This window comes from Spiroplasma endosymbiont of Phycita roborella (genome assembly GCF_964031195.1).
GTDB lineage: Bacteria > Bacillota_I > Bacilli_A > Mycoplasmatales > VBWQ01 > Spiroplasma_E > Spiroplasma_E ixodetis_A.
In genome coordinates, this window is sequence record NZ_CAXIQJ010000004.1 from 394,513 (window position 1) to 418,402 (window position 23,890).

Genomic DNA, 23,890 nt, shown 5'->3' on the forward strand with positions numbered 1-23,890 from the left:
GACTTCAATGTTAGATAATTCTAAAGATAATGTTAAAACAATCTTTGGAATCCAAAAATTATTAAATAAAGGTTCACTAAAATTATTAGTAACAAAAAATGATAAATCAACAGGTAATTTTATAGCCACTGATAAAATTACAGTTAGATTTAAAATCGGTGAAGTTATGATTTTTGTAGGAGAAGAATTAATAGTTAACCCTTAATAATAACATCATACTCAATGCTAATTATTTTAATAAAATATATCAAAAAAATAAAAAATAGTTTTAAAAACTATTTTTTATTTAATATAACAGGAATAATTAAAGGGTTTCTTCTTTTCTTTTTAAATATATAAGGTGCTAATGTTGATTTGATAGCATTTTTTATTGTGGCAAAAGTAGGTCTTTCGCTTTTTAATACTTCATTAATAGATTTTGTTAATAATGATATTGCTTCAGATACTAAAGGTGCTGCATCGCGAACATAGAAAGAACCGCGAGAAATAAACGTTGGTGGTGCTAATAATTTATTATTTTGTGAATCAATAGAAACAACAATTGCAATTAAACCATCTTTAGAAAGAATTTGTCTATCACGGATTATTGCAGCAGTTGTTACTCCTGACATATCTTTACCACCATCAACATAAATAGGATCAGCAGCAATGCGTTTATCACTTAAAGAACATTTACCATTATCCATAATAATTGGATCACCGTTAGCACAAATAAATATATTTTCTTCAGGGATTCCAATTGATACAGCTGTTTCTTTATGAACTTTTAACATTCTATAATCACCATGCATTGGCATAAAGTATGATGGTTTAATTAAATTTAACATTAGTTTTTGTTCTTCTTGTGAAGCATGACCAGAAGTATGTAATCAATTTAATGGTGAATTTTCTTCAACAATCGCACTAAGTCGTGTTAGTTTATTAACTACTCTTTCAACGTCAGCACGGTTACCAGGAATTGCCGATGAAGAGAATATTACTGTATCACCGGGTATAATTTTTATTTGACGATGTTCGCGATTAGCAATTCTTGATAATGCTGCCATTGGTTCACCTTGGGAACCCGTACAAATAATAACAATTTGATTATTATCATATTTTTTAGCTTCTTCTGCTTTAATAAATGAACTATCGCGAACTTTTAAATGTCCCATTTGACGAATAACATTAACTATTCTTTCTAAACTTCTTCCAACAATAATAACTTTTCTATTATGTTTTGTTGCAACTTCAATAATTTGTTGTAAACGGTGTACATTAGAAGCAAAAGTAGAAATTAAAATTCTGCCCTTCGCTTTAGCAAATATTTCACTAATTCTTTTAACAACAAGCATTTCTGTCATTGTATAACCGGGTACTTCAGCATTGGTTGAATCTGCTAAAAATAATGTTACTCCTTTTTGACCCATTTGTGCCATTTTATCAATATCTGCTTTATGACCTAAAGGTGTTCAATCGAATTTATAATCACCTGTTGTTACAACAGTTCCATTTGAATTTTCTACACAAATTCCATATGCATCAGGAATTGAATGATTAACAGCAAAGAAACTAATAATAAATCTGTTAGTTTTAATTTTACTATTACCATCAACAATATTTATTTTTATTTTTGATTTTATCCCTTTGTCTTTAATTTTATGACGAATTAAAGCTGCTGCTAAATTAGGAGCGTAGATAGCCGGAATATCACTAATTTCTTTTAATAAGTATGGTATACCACCAATATGATCTTCATGACCATGAGTAATAAATATTCCTTTAATTTTATGTTTATTTTCTTTTAGGTAGCTATAATCAGGAATTACTGCTTCAATTCCTGGCATAGAAGCATCAGCAAATTTTACTCCAGCATCAATAATAATAATTTCATTATCTTGTTCAATTACATAAGTATTTTTTCCAACTTCTTCTAGTCCACCAAGCGCAAAGATTTTCGTGACGAACTTTTTAACTGGTATAGTATTTTTTGTCGATGTATCACTCATATTTTTTCTCCTTCATTCATTTTAAAATTATAAGAAAATAACATAAAACATAACATAAAAAAATGTAATGAATTTAATCATGTTTTTACTTATTACTTATTTGGTATATTATATTTAACTATAATAAAACAATTTAAAAACTTAAGTTTATCATTCTACTTTATATCATAATCCATTTATCATCATTAAGTCAAGGATTATCCTTATTAATGTGATGATAAAAGAGTTTTCTTTCTAAATGGTCTTGCTCATGTTGAAAAACAATTGCTTCATAACCTCTAACAGTTAAAGTTACTTTTTTCTTTTTTAAATAGTCATAACCTGTAACGTTGATTTTATAACTACGTGGAACTAAACCTTCATGAGGGTGATTAGTTACACTTAAACAACCTTCACCTTTTTTTAAATAAGCTATTTGTTCGCTTTTACCAATGATTTTTGGATTTATTAATGCATGTTCATAGTAAATAATCTTTTCATTTTTATCAGGAATTGGTAATAAAATATAATACATTTTTATATTTTCTCCAATTTGTGGTGCAGCAATACCAATAGCTTCGGTTAAAATGTTGTTAGCATTAAATTCTTTATCTTGTGATGCTTTTACTCAATCAATCATACGTTTCATAATATTTTCATCTTTAGGTGTTAAGGGTAAAATAACATCAGCACAAGGTTTTAATAAACTAGCTTTTGTATCTTCAGTAATTCAAGATGCTGATGGTACTTCGTTTTGTAATTTGTTTAACATTGCAGATCCTTTCATCAGTTTGTAATAAATAATAAATTAAACTAATTTGCTTTTATCAAATTTAATGATAAAGTTATTATAAACTAAATTTTGGAGAAAACATGAAAATTATTGCTGGAAAATTAAAAGGAAAAAAAATAATTACTTTAGATGGTTTATCAACACGGCCAACATTAAATCGAATTAAAGAAAATATTTTTAATATTATGTTAAATTATTGTAGTTTTGAAGATAAAATTGCTGTTGATTTATTTGCTGGAAGTGGTAATTTAATTCTTGAAAGTTTATCACGAGGGGCAAAATTTGCTTTTGCAAATGATATTAACAAAGCTGCTTGTAATATTATTAATCAAAATTGTTTTGCTTGTAATTTACAAGAACAAGTTAAATTAAGTAATTTGGATTATCAAATTTTTAGTAAAACACTAGTACAACAGTGTGATATTGTTTTTATTGATCCACCGTTTGTAAATATTACTTGTCAACAGTGAATTATTGATTTCTTTTATAAAAATAATTTACTTGCTAATAATGCTTTAATTGTTTTAGAAACAAATGTACCACTTGAAAATTTACAATTAAATTTCCATTTTAAAGTAGTATCTAATAAAAAATACGGTAAAATATATATTAAAATAATTCAATTTTATGAAAAGTAGAAAGTAGAATCTAAATGGCACAAAAAAAAGGAAAATTAATTATTCTTTCTGGACCAAGTGGTGTTGGTAAGGGTGCAATTATTGCTAAATTATTTGCTGATAAATCATTAAATTTAGCATATTCAGTTTCGATGACAACAAGAAAACCACGTAATAAAGAACAAGATGGCATTAATTATTTTTTTGTTGATGTATCAACTTTTTTAAATCATGTTAAAGGTAATGATTTTTTAGAATATACAAATTTTATTGGTAATTACTATGGTACTAGTAAGAGTTATGTTTTAAATTTGCAAAATCAAGGTTATAATGTTATTTTAGAAATTGAGGTTGATGGTGCTAGTCAAGTTTTAAAAAATTATGAACATCGCAATGATATTATGAGTATTTTTATTATGCCTCCTTCTTATCAAGAATTAGAACAAAGAATTCGTATGCGTGCTAGTGAGTCAGAAGCAATTATTGAGAAAAGGTTAAATAAAGCAAAAGAAGAATTTAAAGTTCAACATGAATATGATTATATTGTTATTAACGATGACTTAGATATTGCTGTTAAAGAAATAACAGATATTATTAAAAATAATATTAATTAGTTTTTGATTTGATAGTTTAGAATTAAATATTAAAAACATTTAACGATGTTAATTTGTATAAAAATATAATGGTATAGAAAACTATATTACAATAATTTTATAAACTTAATATCAAGTTTATTTTAAATCCTATTTCTTTAATTTTAAAGCAATAGATTTTTTGTAAACTTTTTAAATGTTAAAAATGTTTTTTATGATTTTTTTGTAATTTTGGTAACCAGAATCAGCCAAAATTTGTATTTTTGGATTAATAAAAAGTAAAAATTATAAGTAGTGCTAAAAGAAAAAAAGTGTTGAAATAAGTTTTGGTATTAAAAATTATTAAAAACTAATAAGTGTTACAATTAAACAAAGGGGGAAGTATATTATGGATTTAAGTTGATATGATTGTATTAAGGATTGAAAATTTTATTTTAAATTAGGTTTTGGTTTATTTTTTCTAGCAGTTTTATTATATGGATTATTATCACCTTTAATTAATGGAATTACTGTAACTGATCAACAAAAAAAAGATGCTAGAAATTGAATGTGATTTACTGAAGATAAAGGAGATTTTATTTTAAATTATTTTTCTTTTTTTACAATTCAAACTAATGTTTTTGTTATTATTTGATTAATATCATCTGCTATTTTTTGAGAACAAGAAGGTAGAATTAATAGTAAATGATTTGGCCAATATATGACTTTAGCAGTAACAACTTTTATTACTATTACAGGTATTGTTTTTAATGTTATGTTATTACCAACTTTAGTAAATCAACTACAAACCTTTTATGCATGATTTACTAATATTGTCCAACATATGGTAGTTCCAATTATAATGATTATTTACTTTTTTATTATGCCAAGAGAACAAGGTAGTGTTTTCACAACTAAAGAATTTTGAAAAAAGCGTATGTGAATGTACTATATTTATCCAGTTATTTGAGCAGTTATAATGTTAATTCGTGGTGAATTTCGTTGACAAGCAGGAAAGGTTTGAGATTATCAATATTTCTTTTTAAACATTCACAAATCTTTTTATGGTATTCCAGGGGCTATATGATTATTAATAACTGCATTATTAATTATTTTGATTATTTTTAGTATTTCAACTTTATTTAATTTAATTAATTTAAAACAATTAAAACGAAAATATCATACATATTATTTAAATGATACAACAAAATAAAAAAACAAATCTTGCTATGATCGTGTTTCGTTTGGTTTATAGTTTTATGAAAAGAGATTACAATTATTATATTTGTTAATTTTAATTATAGAATACTTTAATATACTAATATTATTAATTTATAATAAAGGTTAACAATTAAGGTAGGTTTAGAATAATCTTTAAGTGTGTATTCATTTTTAAAAACAAAACAGGCATAATTGTGTTAGTCATAAATTTAAATAAAAATAATAAAGTTAAATCAAAGAATATAACAAAATAATTTGCTAAAAGTACTATTTATAATTAAAAAGTAGATTATAACGTAAAGTATTTTTACGTTGTGAAAAGAGAATTTAAAAAATATTAGATAAAAACTAAATAAAAAAATATAGAAAAGAAATGATTAAAGACAATGAATGTATAGTATTTTTATTGATAAAGATTAATAAATTTCATTTCTTAAAAAATATTGTAAGAAGTATTTTTATCTTTAAAGGAATTAGCAAAACTATCAAATGCATTAAAAATGATAATACAATTAAAACAAAAATTATCTTCAAGAGAAAATAGTAAAGATAGTGATAATGATTTTTTAATAAAAGCAGAAGTAAATGAGAATTTACCAACATTATCGGTAGTAAATAAAAATAATGTTCATAACACTGTACCAAATTTATAGTAAATAAAGATAATTAACAAATAATAATTTTATAAACTTATATAAGGTAAAATCTAAAATTATTAGTAATATTAATACTCCTTTTAAAAATAAATTTAAAAGGAGTATTTTGTAAATTATGATAAGTTGTTATACTAATAATATCAAAAATAATTTTTTTACTTTATAATTAAAGTAGTGGAATCAAAAAATAAAGGAATGGTGGTATTTAATATGAGTGTATTACCGTTAAATATTATTTCGACTGTAATTTCAGCAGATATTGGAACAGTTATTGCTGAAATAGCGGTTTTATTTGGAATAACCATTTCTTTATTAATGACAATTCTTATTTTAATAGTTATGAATACTTTTATTCGTGGTAAAAAAGTTTGATGAACAACAAGAAATAAATCTCATATGAAACTACTAGCAACTTCAGAAAAGAGAATGTTAGCAAGTGTTTTAGCAGAAGCAGTGATTAAATTAGCAGAAGAAAAAATTGGAGCACTAATTACTATTGAAAGGAATGTTTCATTAAATGAATATACTGATTTGGGAGTAAAAATTGATGGTGAAGTTACTTCACAACTATTACAGTCTATTTTTATTAAAGGTTCACCATTGCATGATGGTGCAGTTATTATTCGTTTAGGTCGTATTGAATGTGCCTCTACTTATTTTCCACTAACTAATAAAAAAATATCTAGTCAATTTGGTTCACGTCATCGTGCTGCTATTGGAATATCAGAGCAAACCGATGCAGTATCAGTTATTGTCAGTGAAACTAATGGTTCTGTTTCAATAGCTCGTAGTGGTAAGTTTTTACAAGTTGAAAACTTAAATAATCTTGTTCGTACACTATATGATGAATTAGCTTCAACTAAAGAAATGGTTCAACAAGTATAATAATGAAAAGTTTGTTATTAGTAGATATTGGTAATACATTAATTAAGATTGCTATGATTTATGATAGTGAAATTATTGAACAATGAGCAGTAATAGAAACCAAAAGTAAAACTGCAATTGATCAATTGAAAAAAGCATTTAAATTAAATAAAAAATTACATTTTGAAGAAGCTGTTATTAGTTGTGTTGTTCCAAATTTTTTAATAATAATAGAAAAATTAATTGTTTTTACATATAATTTAAAACCGTTAATTGTTGATTTTAATTTGCTAAGTTCTTTACCTTTAAAACTTAATTTAGAAAATCGCCAATTAGGTAGTGATTTGATAGCATTATCATATGCTGCTTATACTAAGTATCACAATGCGATAGTTGTTAGTTTGGGAACTGCTACTACCTATAGTATTGTTGTTAATGATGTTTTGGTTGGCGTTATTATTGGACCTGGATTTAGTACAAGTAAAGATGCATTGATTGATAATGCTGCTTTACTTGTCGATTTTGAAATGCAACATTATCAATCAATGTTAGGTAAAAATACTAATCATGCTTTATCAATTGGTTATGGTTATGGTTTTAGTGCAATGATTAATAGTATAGTTGTTAGGATTCAAAATGAAACAAATATTAGTTTACCTGTAATTTTAACAGGAGGTAGTGTACCAATTTTAAAATCTTATTTTGATTTTTCTTATATTTATGAACCACAAATGTTATTTTTAGGTTTAGTTGATATTATTAAATATTTTAGAAGTAATAATAAAATAAAAGATTAATATCTTTTAATATATTTAAAATATAAGGAAAGGAGAAAAAAACTATGTTAATGTTAATAAAAATTTATAAATTAACTAGTGCACAAATTATTATAATAACTATTATTAGTTTATTAATTTTTACTATTATCGTTTTAACAAGTTTATTAGTAATTTTTAGTTCGTATAAAAATAAACAATTTATGGTTTATAAAAATTTGCAATATATTCAAAATATTAATATTAAAGAAAGATTAAATCGTATTAATCAAATGGTACAAGCAAATGAACAATATAGTTCTATTTTAGGAATTTGAATTAGTCGTTATAATCTTTTTTTAAAAAAAGATTTAAATAAGGTTTTTAAAAATTATATTCAAATTTTAAAATTACAAAATAATAAAGAATTATGAAAAAGATATAAATTAATGTATAGAATGCATAATAAGAGTAATAATTTAAAAAATCAGTTGCAGTTATTAACAATTGAAATAGATTATTTTATTAGTATTGATCAATTATTACGAGAATATCAATTATTTTTTAAACAAAATTTTAATTATTTACAAGATCAAATGATCAAGATTAATTTACAAAACGATCTTAATCGAGAACAATTAGATGAAGTTATTAAGATAATTAATGATATATTTAAAGAATTAGAAACAAATATTAATGCTATTAATGTTAGTCAAATTATTACTATTTTAAGTGAGATTGCGATTGCTGTTGTAACATTGGCAGAAATTTTAGATAATTTAACAACACTTCGTTATATTATAACATATGAAATTAAACAGAAAATGGCTGCCTTAAAAAATAAATATCAAATGATAAAAATAAATAATACTTTACTTTTACAATACGAACAATTAGTAGCAAACGTTGATGAAAAGTTAAGTTTTATTAATAAACAAATTAATAATTTACAATACAAAAAAGCTAAGGTTAACACTCAAGAAATATTAAAATTAATTGCTACTTTTAGTAATAAAATTGATAAAGAACAAATATTTTATAATATTTTTAAACAAAATTATGAAAAATTTTTAGTTATGAGTTTTAATTTTAATGAAATATTTGAAACTATTAAAAATGAAATTGCTCTTTCAAATAAAATTAATTCTAAAATGATAGAAAATAGCAAAATAACTAACTTAGAAACTATTTTTAATAAACAACTTGCTACTGTTAATCATTTTGATAATTTATTAATCATAGAACATCAAAAATCAATAAAAAATACTAGTTATGAAACATTAGTGATGTTATTAGCGGCGTTATTTGAAAATAGTATTGTTGTTTTTAATAGTTTAAAAGAGTATAATAAATTGTTGAATGAACAAAATAAAGCAAAAATTAAATTTAAAACTTATGTTGATAAAATCAATTCAATGATGTTACAAATTGATAATATTTTAAATAATATTAATTTTTATTATTTAAATGAAATTTATAAAGAAAAGTTTAGTGATTTACAATATTTAATAAATGATACTATTTTAAATTTTAAAAATGGAAATTATGATAATTCTTCTTTTAGTAAATTTAATGATTTACAAAATAAAATTTTTCATCTTTATACTGAATTAAAAATGGAAATTACTATTCATAAATTATCACATTTAACTCTTGTTTATGCTAATCGTCATCGTTCAATTAATCAGCAACTTAATAGTAAATTTAATGAAATTGAAAATAATATCACTAATAATCATAATCAAAAAGCATTAACATTATTATTGGAATTAATGGAATAAATTTTAAAAAAGAGGAAAATTAAATGGTACCAATTATTATTATTCGTTATGGTGAATTAACAACTAAAAGTAAAAATCGGATTGATTTTATTAAACAATTAAAAATAAATATTAAGTATGCTCTTAGTGATTATAAACAAATAAATATTATTCATTTTCATGATCGGATGGAACTAACCAATTTATCTCTTGATGTAATGAATGATGTTATTAATATTTTGGTGAAAATATTTGGTATTAGTTCATTATCACCTGCTTTTAGAATTGCTAAAAATATGGAAATATTATCAGAAAAAGTAATATCATTAATTTTAAGTCAAGATCTAACAAATTTTAAAACATTTAAACTTTTTGTTAGTCGTAGTGATAAGAGTTTTTCATTAAATTCAGAACAAATAGTTAAAATTATAGCTTCTATAATTTTAAAGAAAACAGATTTAAAAGTTAATGTTACTAATCCTGATTTAAAAATAAATATCAAAGTTAATAACGATGATATTTATTTATTTGCAAATAAAATTATTGGTGCTGGTGGATTTCCAGTAGGTAGTTCAGGGAAAGTGTTATTATTATTGAGCGGTGGTATTGATTCCCCTGTAGCAGCATATAAATTAATGAAACGAGGATTACAAGTTCAATATTTATATTTTGCTACTCCACCTTTTACTTTACCAACAGCATTAAAAAAAGTAGAAACTTTAGTTCAAATTTTAGCACCTTATAATGCTGGTAGTAAAAATTTATATATTTGCAATTTTACTAACTTGCAAAATGAATTAAGTCATATTAAGAAAGAAAGTTATCGTATTACTTTAATGCGTAGAATGTTTATTAGAATTGCTAGTTTATTTGCAGAAAAATATAAAATTCAAGCATTAGCAACTGGTGAAGCAATTGGTCAGGTTGCTTCACAAACATTAGCAAGTATTAATGCTATTAATATTGTTAGCAATTTACCAATTTTGCGTAGTTTAATTGCCGAAGATAAAGTTGATATTATTAATCTTGCTAAAAAAATTGGTACTTATGAAACATCAATTTTACCATTCGCTGATTGTTGTTCATTATTTGTTCCCAAAAACCCTGTTACACAACCAAAGATTAAAGAATGTGAACTTTTAGAAAATGATTTAAAGCAAATAATTGATTGAGAACAAATTTTAATAAATAGTTTTAAAGATATTGAAAAAATATAAATAAATTTATTAATAATTTAATAGTTTTAATAAATTGTAGTTTATTTACTTTAAATATAAAAAAAGAGTGAAACTTCACTCTTTTTGTTATTTTTTAATAGTAAACTATAAAATATTACAATAAGTATTTTGATTACTTGTTGAAGCTTGATTTTGTAAATCGATTGCATTTATTTCATTTACTAATAATTTTGTTTTTTCAATTCTTTTATTGATTTCATTTATTTTTTTCTTATCAATTTCTAATTGAGCAAGTTTTAAATTTATTTGTAATTTTTGATATGGATTTGGTTCTCTAAAATCAATATTGGTTGTTATTTTTTGTACTTCATTTGCTAATTCTTGAAGAGATTTAACTTCAAAATTATTTTTATTGGTTGTAACATTAAGAATAGTAGGTAATCCAAATTTATATCGTTGCTTTATTTCTTGTTCATAAATTTCATAGGCTAATCTTTCAACTATTTTTGGGTGTTTGTTTTTAGCAGCTATTGTTAAAGCTGTATCACCATTTTCAATAGTATCTAGTAGTTATAATAACCATTTGTTTTTAAATATTTGGCTATAATTATTTGTCCATTAATATTATTTAATATTCAAGGATCAGGTCTATTTTTAACTACATGATAAATATTAACATCATTATCTATTAAGATATTAACTACATCTAAATGACCATTTTGCGCTGCTCATATTAAAGCGGTTATATCATCGCATATATAATTAACATTGCCACCATTTTTAATTATTTTTTTAATTACTTGTAGATCACCACTTTTAGCAGCTTTTATTAAATTAATATTTTGAATGTCCATTTTTTTCTCCTTATTTGATTAAAAATAACAAACTCACTTACTTTAAAATGAAGTAATAAGTTGAAAACTTATATTAAGTTTATGCAGATTTTATCATATTATTGGTTTTAATATGCAAAAAATATATTATAATTTTTCCAAGTTATTTATTATTAATTATTGAAAAAAATAATGTTTATTTTAAGTGTTTTAAATAGTTTTGTATTGAAAACAATAACTTAAGAATAACCTAGCAAGATAAAATGATGTTAAAATTAACTTGTAATATAAGTCATTCAAGAATTGTAGGGGATAGTATGAAATATATAGTTAATTTAAATGTTCGTTCTAATTATTCATTTCTTTCATCAACTATTAAAATAAGTGATTATATTGAATTTGCTAAAAAAAATAATTTAAAAGTTCTATCTTTAGTAGATAAAAATATAATGTATGGTGCTTATGAATTTTGTAATTTATGTATAGAGAATGAAATTAAACCATTAATTGGTTTAAATTGTGTTTGAGAAAGTGCTAGTGATAAAGTTGAATTAACTATTATGGCAACTTCATATGCTGGTTATCAAAGATTAATAGAACTTTCTACTATTATTAGTACTAATAATAATATTGTTACTACTAATGATGTAAAAAAATATCTTAATCAAACACGTGAAGTTTTAGTTATTATTCATGCTAATAACAAAAATATTAGATATATTAAAAATAATTATGATATTTTAAATTCAACAGGTCATGAACTAGTTTATTTTGGTTTAGTACCTAGTGATATGGATAATATTACTTTATTAAAATCGATTACATCTAATATTATTCCAATTGATTTGGTTTTATATTTAGATGAAAAACAACATCGTATTTATCAAATTTTACAAGCTATTAAAGAACAAAAAACATTAAAATCAGAAGATTTATCAAAAAGTAATGAGTTTTTATATAAAACTAAACAAGATTTAATGCAACATTATCCAAATGAAATTATTGAAAACATTGAAAAGGTTATTTGATTATGTAATTTAAAATTTCCTAAAAATAAGCCAAATAGTGCAGAATTAAGTTTACCAAAATTTACTTGCCCTAATAATCTTACTAGTAATTTATATTTGCAAGAATTATGTAAGCAGGGATTAGAAGCGCATTTTCAAAGTCGTGAAATTCCTGAAACATACGTTAAAAGAGTTTTATATGAATTACAAGTAATTAATGAAATGGGTTTTGCTGATTATTTTTTAATTGTTAATGATTATGTTAAATTTGCAAAAAGCAAGAATATAATGGTTGGACCAGGTAGAGGAAGTGTTGCTGGTAGTTTAGTGGCATATGTTTTAGGAATTACTGGTGTTGATCCTATTGCTTATAATTTAATTTTTGAAAGATTTTTAAATCCAGAACGAATATCATTACCAGACATTGATATCGATTTTGAAGATACAAGAAGAGATGAAGTTATTAAATATATTCATCAAAAATATGGCAAAGAACATGTTGCATATATTGTTACTTTTCAAACAATTGCTAGTAAAATGGCAATTCGTGATTTGGGAAGAGTTTTTCAAGTTAATATTGAAGATATTAATGAAATGACAAAATTAATACCAATTCAATATAATTTTGAAATAGATATGGCTATTAAACAATCACCAAAATTAGCATGATATGCAAATAAGTATCCTTTATTGTTTACTTTAACCAAAGAAATTCTTGGTTTTCCACGACAAACTAGTACTCATGCAGCAGGAATCGTTATTACAAGTGCACCATTAGTTACTGCTATTCCATTACAATTAGGATTTCAAGGTATTTATCAAACGCAATTTCCAATGCAAACCCTAGAAGCTCTTGGTTTGATAAAAATGGATATTTTAGGATTACGTAATTTAACTATTTTGCAAAATATTTTACAACAAGTAAGTAAACATTATTTTTTAAATTTAAAATTATCTCAAATTCCTTTAAATGATGAAAAAAGTTTTAGCATTATTAAAAATGGTGATACAACCGGTATTTTTCAATTGGAATCTTCAGGAATGCGTCAAATTTTAATTAAAATGAAAGTTGATAGCTTAGAAGATATTATTGCTAGTTCTTCTTTATTTCGTCCTGGACCACAAGAGTACATTCAAGATTATATTAATCGTAAATTAGGAAAACAAAAAGTTACGTATATTCATGAAGATTTAAAAACTTATTTAGCATCAACTTATGGCATTATTATTTATCAAGAACAAATATTATTAATTTTACAGAAAGTTGCTGGTTATTCATTAGGAAAAGCTGATTTAATTCGTCGTGCAATTAGTAAAAAAGATACTACAGTTATGAAAGAACAAGCAAACTCATTTATTAAAAGTGCTGTTAATAGAGGTTATTCATCAAGAGTTGTTAAGAAAATATGAGAAGATATTGAAAAATTTGCTAGTTATGGATTTAATCGATCTCATGCTGTTGCTTATTCATTAATTAGTTATTATTTAGTTTATTTAAAAGCAAATTATCCATTGGCATTTATGGTATCGTTATTAAGTAGTGTTATTGGTAATGATCAAAAAATGTTACAATATTTGAATGAATGTCAAAAATATCAAATTAAAGTTTTACCACCATCAATTCAATTTTCTGGCATTGATTTTTTAATTGATGATGCTAAAAAAGCTATTCGTTATAGTTTACAAGCAATTAAGCAAATGAGTCAAGGTAGTTGTAGTAATCTTATTAAAGAACGTACTAGTAATGGATTTTTTCAAGATTTTTTTAATTTTTGTGCTCGAGCAATATTTATTGGTTTGAATCGTAAAAACATTGAACATTTAATTGCCGCTGGTGCTTTAGATGATATTCAATCAAATCGAACAATGTTATTATTAAACTTGGATGCTGCATTAGAATATGCCAATATGGTGCAGGTAAAAGATGAAACTAGTGGCGAATTATCATTAAATTTTAATTTAATTGCTAAACCAATTATGTTACAAAGAGAAGATGATTGAAATAATAATAGTATTAATGAACATCGTGCATTAGGACTTTATTTAAAATATAATCCTAAATTACTATGAAAAGAACAATTAGATCCTCATAATAAAGCTATTGATTTAGCATATATTAATAATTATGTTGATCAACATGTTAGAGTATATGGAGTTATCAATAATATTAGAGTAATTAAAACTAAAACTAAAAAATTAATGGCTTTCTTTGAAATGCAAAATGATAGTAATGTTATTGAAGTAACGGTTTTTGAAAAGTTATATCAAATATACCAAGAATATTTACAAGTTAATAAAGTAATTTTAATGGAAGGAAAGGTAGAAATTTATAATGATAATATTCAGTTAATTTTATCAAGAGTAATTAAAAATTTATAGTAAGCATATAATTTTATCTATGCTTACTATATTAAATAATAAATATAATCAATAGTTTTTAAATTTCTTACTTTAATTTCTAATAATAAATAAAAAATTAATGAACATAATAATTATTAATAATTTCACAATTTTCAATAGCATCTCAAAAGTTATTATCTACTTTTTTTATTTTTAAATAAATATTTAAAAAAATTAGTAATATAGTTATAAATAATAAAATTGGACTTAAAATTATAGCAAAAACAATTCCAATTTTTAGTTGTACTAATGATTTAAGATTATAGTTTTCAACAATATTTTGGAAGAGGTAATGTTTACAAAAATATAATTTATTATTAGTTAACATATAAATTAAACCACGTTCTTTTATTAAATTAAAACCATTTTCTTTTGTTATTATTTCTTGTTTTTGATAATAATTATAGAAAGAAGGAATATATTTTATATCATTTTTTATGTTAAAAAAATCTATTAGGGTTAAAGATGTAAATATAACCAAAATAGTTAAAATCAATAGTGATAGTGTTATTAAATTTATTTTTTTAAGTTTCTGAATTTTCATTTTTAAAAATCTCCTTATATTTTATTTATAGGTTAATTTTATTTGTTAGGAAAGTATTATAATATATTTTTTATTAAATAAAATTAAATTATAAAATATTTATATATAATATTTTAATAATGATTTGCTATTATTTTTTTGTTTTTTTGTTATATTATAAGTAGTAATATTTATTACCAATTTTGTGATGAATTGCAAAGCAACGAGCATTAAAATCCCAATATATTTATTTAAAATTTTAGTTTATTATTTTATTTTAAAGTAACTATTTTTCTTTTAAAGGAGCACACATTACCATGGCAATTAAAGATGTACAAAGAGATGGCAATTGTTTATTATGAGCAGTAATTGTTTCATATTTAGAACAAGTTAAAACCAATAAAAACCAATTTAAAAAAAGATATAAATCACTTTTTGGTATAGAAATCGGTTGAGAACGAATTTTTAATTTTGCTGATTTTAATTTTACTGATAAAGAAAATGAAAAATTAGTTAAAGTCTTTCGTAATCGTATTTGTGATTATATTGAAACAAATTTAGATACAAAACGGCCAGATAATAAAGCTAACTTTAGATCAATGTTATTAGAAAGTGAAATCAATAAAAAAAATAAAGAATTGTATCCTAACAATAGTGAAGATACACAAATAAGAAAAACTTTAGAACAAATGAGAAAAAATGGCGAAATAACAGGTTCTGTTGAAATTGAAGCAATTTGTAATATTTTAAATTGTAATATTATTAGAATTAATGAAGATTTTGATGTTGCAAGTAGGGAAAGATTTGAACCAGATAATAATGTAATTGCTAATAATGAGGTGAAGTTATACTATCAAGCTCGACATTATCAATATTTTTCAAATGTTACTAATCAAACACCAACAAAAAGGAATGAGGAAGAAACTACAAAAGTAGTGACGCCTTCATTTGAAGTTAATTCAAGTAATAATAGTTTTCAAGAAAGTATTTTATTTCCAAGAGAGGAAAGTGCTGATTTTTTAATTAATGCTAGATTGAAACTTAAAAATCAGTTGTCTGATAAAGAAATTAATGAAGAAACACAAAATGCTATAATTGATATTTTTATTGAAGATATAATTAAAGTACCAGCACATCAAAAAAATGAAATATTAGAAAAATCTATTTTTGAATTAAATAATCAAGATCAATTATTTACAAATCCTAATCTGGTTTTTGAATCATTTATTAAACCAATAATTAATAGTTCAAAAACAGGAGATCAACAATTATTAAAAGAAAGTACTAATGCAAATACTAATTAATTAGTATTATCAATTTTATATTTATTGATTTATTATATTAATAAAAAATAACCAAATATTTGGTTATTTTTAGTATATTTTAAATTTATTTTACTTGGTATTTAATAGTTGTATTTATATTAAAAAAAGAATTTGGTAAATGTTTGTTTTCATCATAATTATGTAAAAATACTCACAAATTATTAAGTTTTAATTCTTGATTATCAGTAATTATCATTTGTTCTGGTTTAAAATGAAAATAAATTCCTTGTTCCATTAATCCAATTTTATAATGTGATATTCTAATTTGTCTAATATAATTTTCTAATTTTGTAAAAATTTCTTCTTTATTTATTTCTGTAGGTTTTACATCTATAATTCAAGGATCTATTTTAAATTTTGCTTCGATAGATTTTTGAAGAAATGCAAAATATTCCTTATATGCCTTAACATATTCCTTGCCATATCTTTCTTTATCAGCGGCTGTTTTTATTTTTTTAATAATTTTTTCTAATTTTTCTTCTTCAGTATCAATTTTTGTAATTGTAATGTTAACTTTTCCTGTATATTTACTGTCGGCTTTAGCATGTAGTTCTGCTGAACCAGCAGTTCCTTCTGATGCTGCTTTGAAGTTTTTAATTTCAACATCATTAGCAGTTACATCTTTGTTTTGTTTAATGATTTCATCAAGAACTGTTTTTTCGGTATTAAATTTGGGGAGCGTGTCGAAGATGTCGATAACTAAAAAGTTTTAAAAATAGCTCCTTTCTTTTTTAAACCCTTGAATTAAAAATAAATGACAAAAGACGAGAATAAAATTCTTGTCTTTTTTTTGTAATTGTAAAATTTTAAAATTTTTATTATTAACATCCTTTAAATATCTACTACACGCAGTGACCAAGTAGGAGAAAGTTAATGGAATGGCAACCCTTTTTAGGACTATTTTTTGGTAGACATTTGTTTTTGATAACTAACTGGAGTTAGGTAGTTTAGAGTACTGTGAATTCTTATGTTGTTATATCAATTGATGTAATCAAATAATTCTAATTTTAATTGGATTAATGATGTAAAATTTTTATCATTAATAAATTCAATTTTGAAAGTTTTAAAAGTTGCTTCAGCAACAGCATTGTCATAAGGACATCCTTTTTTGCTTAAAGATCGAGTTATGTTGAAAGCTAATAAATGGATGGGTTACACTTTATTGGACACTAATTACATAGACAAGTGAACAAATTAGTTAAAAGAAAGGAATTATAATTATGGTCACTATTAACTCATATTCAGATGAATTTAAAAAACAAATAGTAGCTTTATATCAAAGTGGCAAATCAGTATCTTGCCTTGTTAAAGAATACAATGTTACAAGAGCAGCTACTTACAATTGAATTAAGCAATTTACTAATTCAAGTAGTTTTAAAACTAAAGATAATCTTTCAGATTTAGAAAAACAATTAATTCAAGCAAATAAAGAATTAAAACAGTTACGAATGGAAATTGATATTTTAAAGCAAGCAGCACTAATAATAGGCAGAAAGTAGAGATTATTGCAAATAATAAATCTAAATATAAAATTCGCACAATGTGTCATTTTTTAAAACTCTCTAAATCAACATATTATTTTAATTTAAAGAAAAAAAATAAAATTCAAAATAATATTTATGAACAAGCTGTTATTAGTGCTTTTAAAGAAAATAAAGAAGTTTATGGTACTAGAAGATTAAAAGTCATACTAGCAAACCAAGAAATTTATTTATCACGCAGAAAAATTAAAGAAATTATGAATAAGCATAATTTAATATCAAAATACACTAAATTATCATTCAAAAATTATCATAATAAAGTCAATGATAGTCAAATAACCAATCTTGTTAATAGAAACTTTAATAATAGAATTAAAAATGAAGTTATTGTTAGTGATTTAACTTATGTTCAAGTTAATGGTAAATGAAACTATATTTGCCTATTAATCGACCTATTTAACCGCGAAATTATTGGACATAGTGTTGGAGTTAAAAAAGATGCATCATTAGTATATCAAGCATTTATGCAATCAAATCACTGTTTAAAAGATATTGAAATATTTCATACTGATCGCGGTAATGAATTCAATAATAAAACTATTGATAAACTTTTATTAGCTTTCAACATAACTCGATCTTTAAGCAAAAAAGGATGTCCTTATGACAATGCTGTTGCTGAAGCAACTTTTAAAACTTTCAAAATTGAATTTATTAATGATAAAAATTTTACATCATTAATCCAATTAAAATTAGAATTATTTGATTACATCAATTGATATAACAACATAAGAATTCACAGTACTCTAAACTACCTAACTCCAGTTAGTTATCAAAAACAAATGTCTACCAAAAAATAGTCCTAAAAAGGGTTGCCATTCCAATTCTAAAGCTTGCATTGCTTGTTCTTCACTACATGCACTATAAATTGGTTTTAAATCTGCAACTAGACCTTTTCGATGTTTGTATGAAACATATTTTAAACTATTTCTAATTTGATGAACAATGCATAATTGATGTTCTGTTTTAGGATAAACTGATTGTATTGCTTCTGACATGCCTGTTAAATTATCACTACAAGCAATAAGAATATCATTTAAGCCACGATTTTTCATTTCTGTGAAATTAGATAATCAAAACTTAGAACCTTCATTTTCACTAATTCATAATCCTAAAACATCTTTTTTGCCTTCTAAATCAACTCCTAATGCTATATAAACTGATTTGTTAATAATCCGTTTATCTTGTCGTACTTTAACTACTATACAATCAAAATAAACAATAGGATAAATACTTTCTAATGGTCGATTTTGTCATGCTTTAACATCATCAATAACATCATCAGTAATTTGACTAATAACACTTTCACTAATATCAGCACCATGATATAACTCTTGCAACTGCATTCTAATGTCAGATAATGTCATTCCTTTTGCATACAAGGAAAGAACTTGTTGATCAAAACCATCAAATCTTCTTTGCCTTTTAGGAACTATTACAGGAGTAAAATTACTATTGCGATCTCTTGGTACATCAATTTCAATTTTACCTTGTTGAGTTATTAATTTTTTTGAACTTGTACCATTACGAGCATTTTCAGTAGTACTATGTTGATTTTTTTCATATCCTAAATAATTTTGCATTTCAGAATTCAACATTTTTTCAACTAATCTTTTTGTTAATTCTTTATATAAACCGCCAGGTTTAAAAACTGTTGTTAAATCTTCAGTATTTTCTAGTAATAAATCTACTGCTTTTGATATTGGATCATTATTATTAAAGTTATCTTTTTTAGCTATCTGTAACTCACTCTTTCTAGTCATTTAATTATATTTACTAGAATTAATTAAACATAGTTATTTTTGTAAGTTACACAGATTACTAAACATTTCCAAAAATAACTGTTAATAAACCAACTGCTCCAAAAGAATATTATCTTAATGATATAAAACTTGAACCATTAAAATTTTATGAACAGCATAATAGTTGATTTATAGGTGAAATAACAGATAACAAAACTAAAATTACTAATCCTTGTTTTAAATATAACATTACGTGAGAAGAAAACAGAAAAGGTTTTAAACTAAATAATCCATATAAACATGATGATTTACCAATTAATTATCTAGTTACTTCTTATAAGGAAATTTCAACTCATAATGAAAAAATATTTTTGTTGAACATGTAAACAAAATAAATTAGATTATTTATTCTTTAATACTAATGATATAAAAACAAGAAAATATTTTTTTAAGAGATAAAAATAGTAAAGCGATTTGTTATGATTGTATTTTAAATATTAGGTTAAGTAGGAGGTATAAATATGGATAAAGAATATTTAACTAAAAGAGGAACGATTTGCATACCAGACAGTGATGATATTGAATTTAAAATAGGACTAATTAAACTGATTGATGATTTAAAAAAAGATAATTTAGTTTGTGGTCATAAAGAATTTATTGAAGAATGTAAACCCCATGATTAATCCTATTGTTCCAGTTGTAGCACCAGTTAGTGCTAATGCTAATGTTATTTTACTTAAATTTGTTTTTATTCATACTTTCATATTAAATTACTCCTTTTTAATTTATTAAATGTTCTGCATTATTAATTTCTTCATCATTTTCTATTTTTTTGATATTTTCTAATAATTCAGGTACAAATCTATCTTCATATTCATCTGCATGTTCTTCACATGTAAAAATATTTGCTAATTCTTCGTCATCAATTACTACATGAACAATATTATCTGAAATATTATTGCATCCTTTTCTTTGACAAATTACAATTTCTTCATCAAAATTATTGTTCATTTTTTGAAATTGTTTTTGCTTACTTTTTACTTTTTTTCGAACTTTACTTCTTTTTTTACTCATAAATTCTCCTTTTTTCCTTGATTTTACTTTTAAATTGTACTATTTTTGATTATTTTTACAAGTATGCTTTTAAATGCAAAATAACGCCTAAATTAAAGGCGTTATTTTGTGAGACCTATACTATTAATTGTATTGCACTTGTTTATTATATTTTAAATATGAAAGTAGTTTTTTTAAAAATATTTACAATAAATTTAGAAATTTAAAAAAATGGTTAGGAGAAAAAATGAATTTTAATATGGATTTTAATATTGATTTTAATTATAAATGAACTTATAAAGAACAATATCCTAAAATTGATAAATTAATTTTACAACATTTTAAAAATAAATGAGAAAAATGAGATAGAAAAATATTTAAAACAAGAGATAAAAAGAAATATAAAATTGTTGACTATCAATATCGAACTAGAAAAACATTATATGGAATGGTAACTTATAAAAGAAGAATTTATGAATATTTTGATGAAGAATTACAAAAATGAATTCGTGTTTGTTTAGTTGATGAAATACTACAATTACCTAAATATAAAAGAATTGGTGAAGATATTGAAGACACTATTATTGAAAATTTTGCTGATGGAAAAAGATATCGTGATATTTGTGCTATTTGTAAAAAAGCAGGTATTAGTGTTAGTAGTGTTCATAGAGTTTTTAAAAATTTTGAAATAGTTGAAGCAAATCCAGTAAAAGTAAAATTAGAAAAAAATCAACCTATTTTTGTAGCAATTGATGATGGTCATCGAAAATTTTGAAATTTTAAACGTAAAGGTATAAAACACTCTATGCGATTAATAGTAACATATACAGATAATATTAATCACAAAGTACAAAATAAAAGAGTAAAAGCAATTATAAGACCCACAAGAACAGCAATTGGAGTTAAAAAGACTGCTGAATTTGTTAAAGAACATTGTCAAAAATTTTATGAAAACATTGAACAAGCAAAAATTATTATTTGTGGTGATAGTGCAGGATGAATTAAAGAAGTTGCTGATTATTTAGGTGCACAGTTTGTTTTAGATAAATTCCATTTAATTAGAACATTATATCTTGGTATAATGGCGGGAAATAAAGGAAAATATTTAAAAGAATATAATCACTGTAAAAATTTAATTAATAATGGTAAATATGAACAATTAATTAACTATTTATATAAAGAATTAGATAATCATAAAAAATTAAAGAAAAAATATTTTAAAAATAATAAACAAGGTATTGAAAATCAAGGTGCAAAATGAAATATTGGTTGTTATACTGAAACAAATATTTGACATGTTTTGAAAGAAATGCTTGGTAATAGAACTTATAATATTTCAATTTATATTAAAATGGTTATTTTTAAATGTAATAAGATAAATTTAGAAACATAATTTAATGAATGTAATAATTACTTATTATTTCACAATTTGCAATAGCATCTCAAAAATTATTATTTTTCATTTTTCTTTTTAAACCAATAATTAAGAATGTTAATGACAAAATTATAGACACAAAAACTGGAACTACAATTGTAGAAAAGATAATACCAACTTTTAACCATAATAAAGAATAATTATAAAAATTATGAATAATATAATAACTTCCAAAATTATTAAGGCAAATATTGTTATTAGTTAATATGTAATATCAACTATATTTACTTCATAAATTAAACCCATTATATTCATAAATTAAAGATTTTGTATTTTTAAATAAATGATTATTTTTAATAGTCACTACTTCTTTTCCATGAAATAAACTTAGTAATAATAATCCTGCAATCATAATTAAAATAGTTAAAATAAATATTAATACAGTTAATAACTGTAATTTTTTAAGTTTCATTTTTAAATTCTCCTTAATTTACTTTAAAATTTTAGCACTTACTAAATTTAATTATAAGTATTTTAGTTGCAATAAATTTAAAAAAATTATATTATTTAAATATAATTTCATAAAAATCCAAATTATTTCTTGTCTAAATTATAATAAGACTATATAGATTTAATTTATTCCGGATTTTTGACAATCTCCCAATACTTTTTTAGTAGATAACTATGGTAACCTAGTTTATAACCCTAATATAAATATTCCTGATAAAGATAAAGTAAATATTGAAAATACAAAACAAGAAATGAACAGCCACAAAAAAGTAACTATTATTAAAGATGATTATAATCCATATAGTAAAAGTGAATATTCTGATTCATACTTTACTGGTTATAATAATTGAAAATATATTCAACAAGGTGATATTGAAAAACATATTGATATTTCTAATCAAGCAGGTGCTGATAAAGTTGAACATAGCAATAATCTAAATGAAACACTAGGTTTATATTATATTGCTAAAGCAACACATGATAATAAAATTAGTAAGACAATAGCTAATAACTTAGCAATGTATTTTATTAATCAAACTAGTTTAAAAGGGCAAATTAACAATCAATTAACTAGTAACATTATTAATTTAATTATTGATAATCAAAATGTTTATAATTTTTTGAATAAATCACCACTAACATTAACTACTAAAAACTATTCATTAAATTGAATTTTTGATAAAAGTAATAATCTAGTTGCTATTTATTATAATAATTGAAAAAACACTAATAATATTATTAATGATAAAATAAATTATTCTTTTTCAGATTGACATAATGGAACATCAATCGCTACTGATAATTCTAATATTTATAATATTCTTAAGTGAAGCAATTATGCGAGAGACTGAAATACCTTCAGTAATATGTATCCAACTTTTTGTTTTATTAATTCATATTTCAAAGTATCAACTTCAACAGGAATTGAAAGTAGTCCAACACTATCAACTAATACTGCAAAAATTGAACAATATAAAAACCTCGGTAATGCTAATGTTCTTTTTATTGCTTATATTAATACTAAAGATGGTGGAGGATGAGGAACAGAAATTGCTCTTAACTTAGATCTTTGACATGATAATGATAATATTTACTTTCAATGGTATTGTTTTTTAAATTCTTCATTTGGTCGTATGACATATGTTAACATTGCATTAAACAACATAAATTTTGATAACATAATGAACAATTAATAACTTTA

General features: G+C 23.0%; 22 protein-coding genes and 2 pseudogenes. 16 read left to right on the forward strand and 8 right to left on the reverse strand.

Annotation, left to right across the window (positions count from 1 at the left end; translation table 4 throughout):
• Window positions 1-7 precede the first annotated feature (7 nt).
• Window positions 8-205, forward strand: coding sequence for a hypothetical protein (locus tag AAHM95_RS04240; RefSeq protein ID WP_338976236.1), 198 nt, complete (start codon window positions 8-10; stop codon window positions 203-205).
• Window positions 206-275: 70 nt separating this feature from the next.
• On the opposite strand, the gene AAHM95_RS04245 is transcribed toward AAHM95_RS04240, so the two are convergent.
• Both AAHM95_RS04245 and def read right to left on the reverse strand, forming a co-directional pair.
• Window positions 276-1,988: a ribonuclease J gene (locus AAHM95_RS04245; RefSeq protein WP_342274203.1), complete on the reverse strand. Its 1,713-nt coding sequence runs from the start codon at window positions 1,986-1,988 to the stop codon at window positions 276-278.
• A 160-nt stretch (window positions 1,989-2,148) separates the two neighbouring features.
• Window positions 2,149-2,739 carry a peptide deformylase gene (gene def / locus AAHM95_RS04250; protein ID WP_342274204.1) on the reverse strand — a complete coding sequence of 197 codons (591 nt, stop codon included), beginning with the start codon at window positions 2,737-2,739 and terminating at the stop codon, window positions 2,149-2,151.
• Between the two features lie 101 nt (window positions 2,740-2,840).
• On the opposite strand from def, the gene AAHM95_RS04255 reads away from it, so the two are divergent.
• From AAHM95_RS04255 to thiI, 8 genes are all read left to right on the forward strand, one after another.
• Window positions 2,841-3,398, forward strand: a complete 558-nt coding sequence (locus AAHM95_RS04255) for an RsmD family RNA methyltransferase (RefSeq protein WP_342274205.1) — start codon at window positions 2,841-2,843, stop codon at window positions 3,396-3,398.
• A gap of 14 nt (window positions 3,399-3,412) precedes the next feature.
• Entirely contained in the window at window positions 3,413-3,991 is a 579-nt protein-coding gene (gmk, locus tag AAHM95_RS04260; protein WP_338957663.1) for a guanylate kinase, read from the forward strand.
• Between the two features lie 367 nt (window positions 3,992-4,358).
• Window positions 4,359-5,162, forward strand: a complete 804-nt coding sequence (locus tag AAHM95_RS04265) for a Pr6Pr family membrane protein (protein WP_342274206.1) — start codon at window positions 4,359-4,361, stop codon at window positions 5,160-5,162.
• Window positions 5,163-5,670: 508 nt separating this feature from the next.
• Window positions 5,671-5,823, forward strand: a complete 153-nt coding sequence (locus AAHM95_RS04270; protein WP_338976226.1) for a hypothetical protein — start codon at window positions 5,671-5,673, stop codon at window positions 5,821-5,823.
• Between the two features lie 213 nt (window positions 5,824-6,036).
• The gene (locus AAHM95_RS04275; protein ID WP_252320291.1) at window positions 6,037-6,711 is read left to right on the forward strand and encodes a diadenylate cyclase; all 675 of its coding nucleotides are present in this window, start codon (window positions 6,037-6,039) and stop codon (window positions 6,709-6,711) included.
• A 2-nt stretch (window positions 6,712-6,713) separates the two neighbouring features.
• Entirely contained in the window at window positions 6,714-7,487 is a 774-nt protein-coding gene (locus AAHM95_RS04280) for a type III pantothenate kinase (protein WP_281748037.1), read from the forward strand.
• A 44-nt stretch (window positions 7,488-7,531) separates the two neighbouring features.
• On the forward strand, window positions 7,532-9,226 hold the full coding sequence (locus AAHM95_RS04285) for a hypothetical protein (protein ID WP_342274207.1): 1,695 nt from the start codon (window positions 7,532-7,534) through the stop codon (window positions 9,224-9,226).
• Between the two features lie 23 nt (window positions 9,227-9,249).
• The gene (thiI, locus tag AAHM95_RS04290) at window positions 9,250-10,422 is read left to right on the forward strand and encodes a tRNA uracil 4-sulfurtransferase ThiI (RefSeq protein ID WP_342274208.1); all 1,173 of its coding nucleotides are present in this window, start codon (window positions 9,250-9,252) and stop codon (window positions 10,420-10,422) included.
• Window positions 10,423-10,946: 524 nt separating this feature from the next.
• Here thiI and AAHM95_RS04295 read toward each other — a convergent pair.
• Window positions 10,947-11,237: an ankyrin repeat domain-containing protein gene (locus tag AAHM95_RS04295; protein WP_338978710.1), complete on the reverse strand. Its 291-nt coding sequence runs from the start codon at window positions 11,235-11,237 to the stop codon at window positions 10,947-10,949.
• A 296-nt stretch (window positions 11,238-11,533) separates the two neighbouring features.
• On the opposite strand from AAHM95_RS04295, the gene AAHM95_RS04300 reads away from it, so the two are divergent.
• Window positions 11,534-14,602, forward strand: a complete 3,069-nt coding sequence (locus AAHM95_RS04300) for a DNA polymerase III subunit alpha (RefSeq protein WP_342274209.1) — start codon at window positions 11,534-11,536, stop codon at window positions 14,600-14,602.
• Window positions 14,603-15,463: 861 nt separating this feature from the next.
• Window positions 15,464-16,450 carry an OTU domain-containing protein gene (locus AAHM95_RS04305; protein ID WP_338978706.1) on the forward strand — a complete coding sequence of 329 codons (987 nt, stop codon included), beginning with the start codon at window positions 15,464-15,466 and terminating at the stop codon, window positions 16,448-16,450.
• An 85-nt stretch (window positions 16,451-16,535) separates the two neighbouring features.
• Here AAHM95_RS04305 and AAHM95_RS04310 read toward each other — a convergent pair whose 3' ends face one another.
• The gene (locus tag AAHM95_RS04310) at window positions 16,536-16,706 is read right to left on the reverse strand and encodes a hypothetical protein (RefSeq protein ID WP_342274210.1); all 171 of its coding nucleotides are present in this window, start codon (window positions 16,704-16,706) and stop codon (window positions 16,536-16,538) included.
• Between the two features lie 181 nt (window positions 16,707-16,887).
• Here AAHM95_RS04310 and AAHM95_RS04315 point away from each other — a divergent pair, with 181 nt between their 5' ends.
• Complete coding sequence (locus tag AAHM95_RS04315) at window positions 16,888-17,184, forward strand: hypothetical protein (protein WP_342274211.1); 297 nt, start codon at window positions 16,888-16,890, stop codon at window positions 17,182-17,184.
• Window positions 17,185-17,368: 184 nt separating this feature from the next.
• On the opposite strand, the pseudogene AAHM95_RS04320 reads toward AAHM95_RS04315, so the two are convergent.
• Window positions 17,369-17,614: pseudogene (locus AAHM95_RS04320) on the reverse strand (transposase); the annotation flags it as partial.
• A gap of 77 nt (window positions 17,615-17,691) precedes the next feature.
• Between AAHM95_RS04320 and AAHM95_RS04325 the strand changes: the two are divergent.
• Window positions 17,692-18,809, forward strand: a protein-coding gene (locus tag AAHM95_RS04325) for an IS3 family transposase (RefSeq protein WP_342274212.1) whose coding sequence is annotated in 2 segments (ribosomal slippage) — window positions 17,692-17,962 and window positions 17,962-18,809 — 1,119 coding nt in all. Because the reading frame shifts where the segments join, the coding sequence is not laid out codon by codon here.
• 24 nt (window positions 18,810-18,833) lie between these two features.
• Here AAHM95_RS04325 and AAHM95_RS04330 read toward each other — a convergent pair.
• Window positions 18,834-19,748 (reverse strand): annotated as a pseudogene (locus AAHM95_RS04330) (IS256 family transposase); the annotation flags it as partial.
• A 524-nt stretch (window positions 19,749-20,272) separates the two neighbouring features.
• Here AAHM95_RS04330 and AAHM95_RS04335 point away from each other — a divergent pair.
• A complete protein-coding gene (locus AAHM95_RS04335) occupies window positions 20,273-20,434 on the forward strand; it encodes a hypothetical protein (RefSeq protein ID WP_342274214.1) in 162 nt (53 codons plus the stop codon).
• A 97-nt stretch (window positions 20,435-20,531) separates the two neighbouring features.
• On the opposite strand, the gene AAHM95_RS04340 is transcribed toward AAHM95_RS04335, so the two are convergent.
• A complete protein-coding gene (locus AAHM95_RS04340) occupies window positions 20,532-20,825 on the reverse strand; it encodes a hypothetical protein (RefSeq protein ID WP_342274215.1) in 294 nt (97 codons plus the stop codon).
• 226 nt (window positions 20,826-21,051) lie between these two features.
• On the opposite strand from AAHM95_RS04340, the gene AAHM95_RS04345 reads away from it, so the two are divergent.
• Window positions 21,052-22,197, forward strand: coding sequence for an Mbov_0401 family ICE element transposase-like protein (locus tag AAHM95_RS04345; RefSeq protein WP_342274216.1), 1,146 nt, complete (start codon window positions 21,052-21,054; stop codon window positions 22,195-22,197).
• A 1-nt stretch (window position 22,198) separates the two neighbouring features.
• Here the strand turns inward: AAHM95_RS04345 and AAHM95_RS04350 are convergent, their stop codons facing one another.
• The gene (locus tag AAHM95_RS04350; protein WP_342274217.1) at window positions 22,199-22,651 is read right to left on the reverse strand and encodes a hypothetical protein; all 453 of its coding nucleotides are present in this window, start codon (window positions 22,649-22,651) and stop codon (window positions 22,199-22,201) included.
• Between the two features lie 289 nt (window positions 22,652-22,940).
• Here AAHM95_RS04350 and AAHM95_RS04355 point away from each other — a divergent pair, with 289 nt between their 5' ends.
• Window positions 22,941-23,882 carry a hypothetical protein gene (locus tag AAHM95_RS04355; RefSeq protein ID WP_342274218.1) on the forward strand — a complete coding sequence of 314 codons (942 nt, stop codon included), beginning with the start codon at window positions 22,941-22,943 and terminating at the stop codon, window positions 23,880-23,882.
• The last annotated feature ends 8 nt before the right edge of the window (window positions 23,883-23,890 follow it).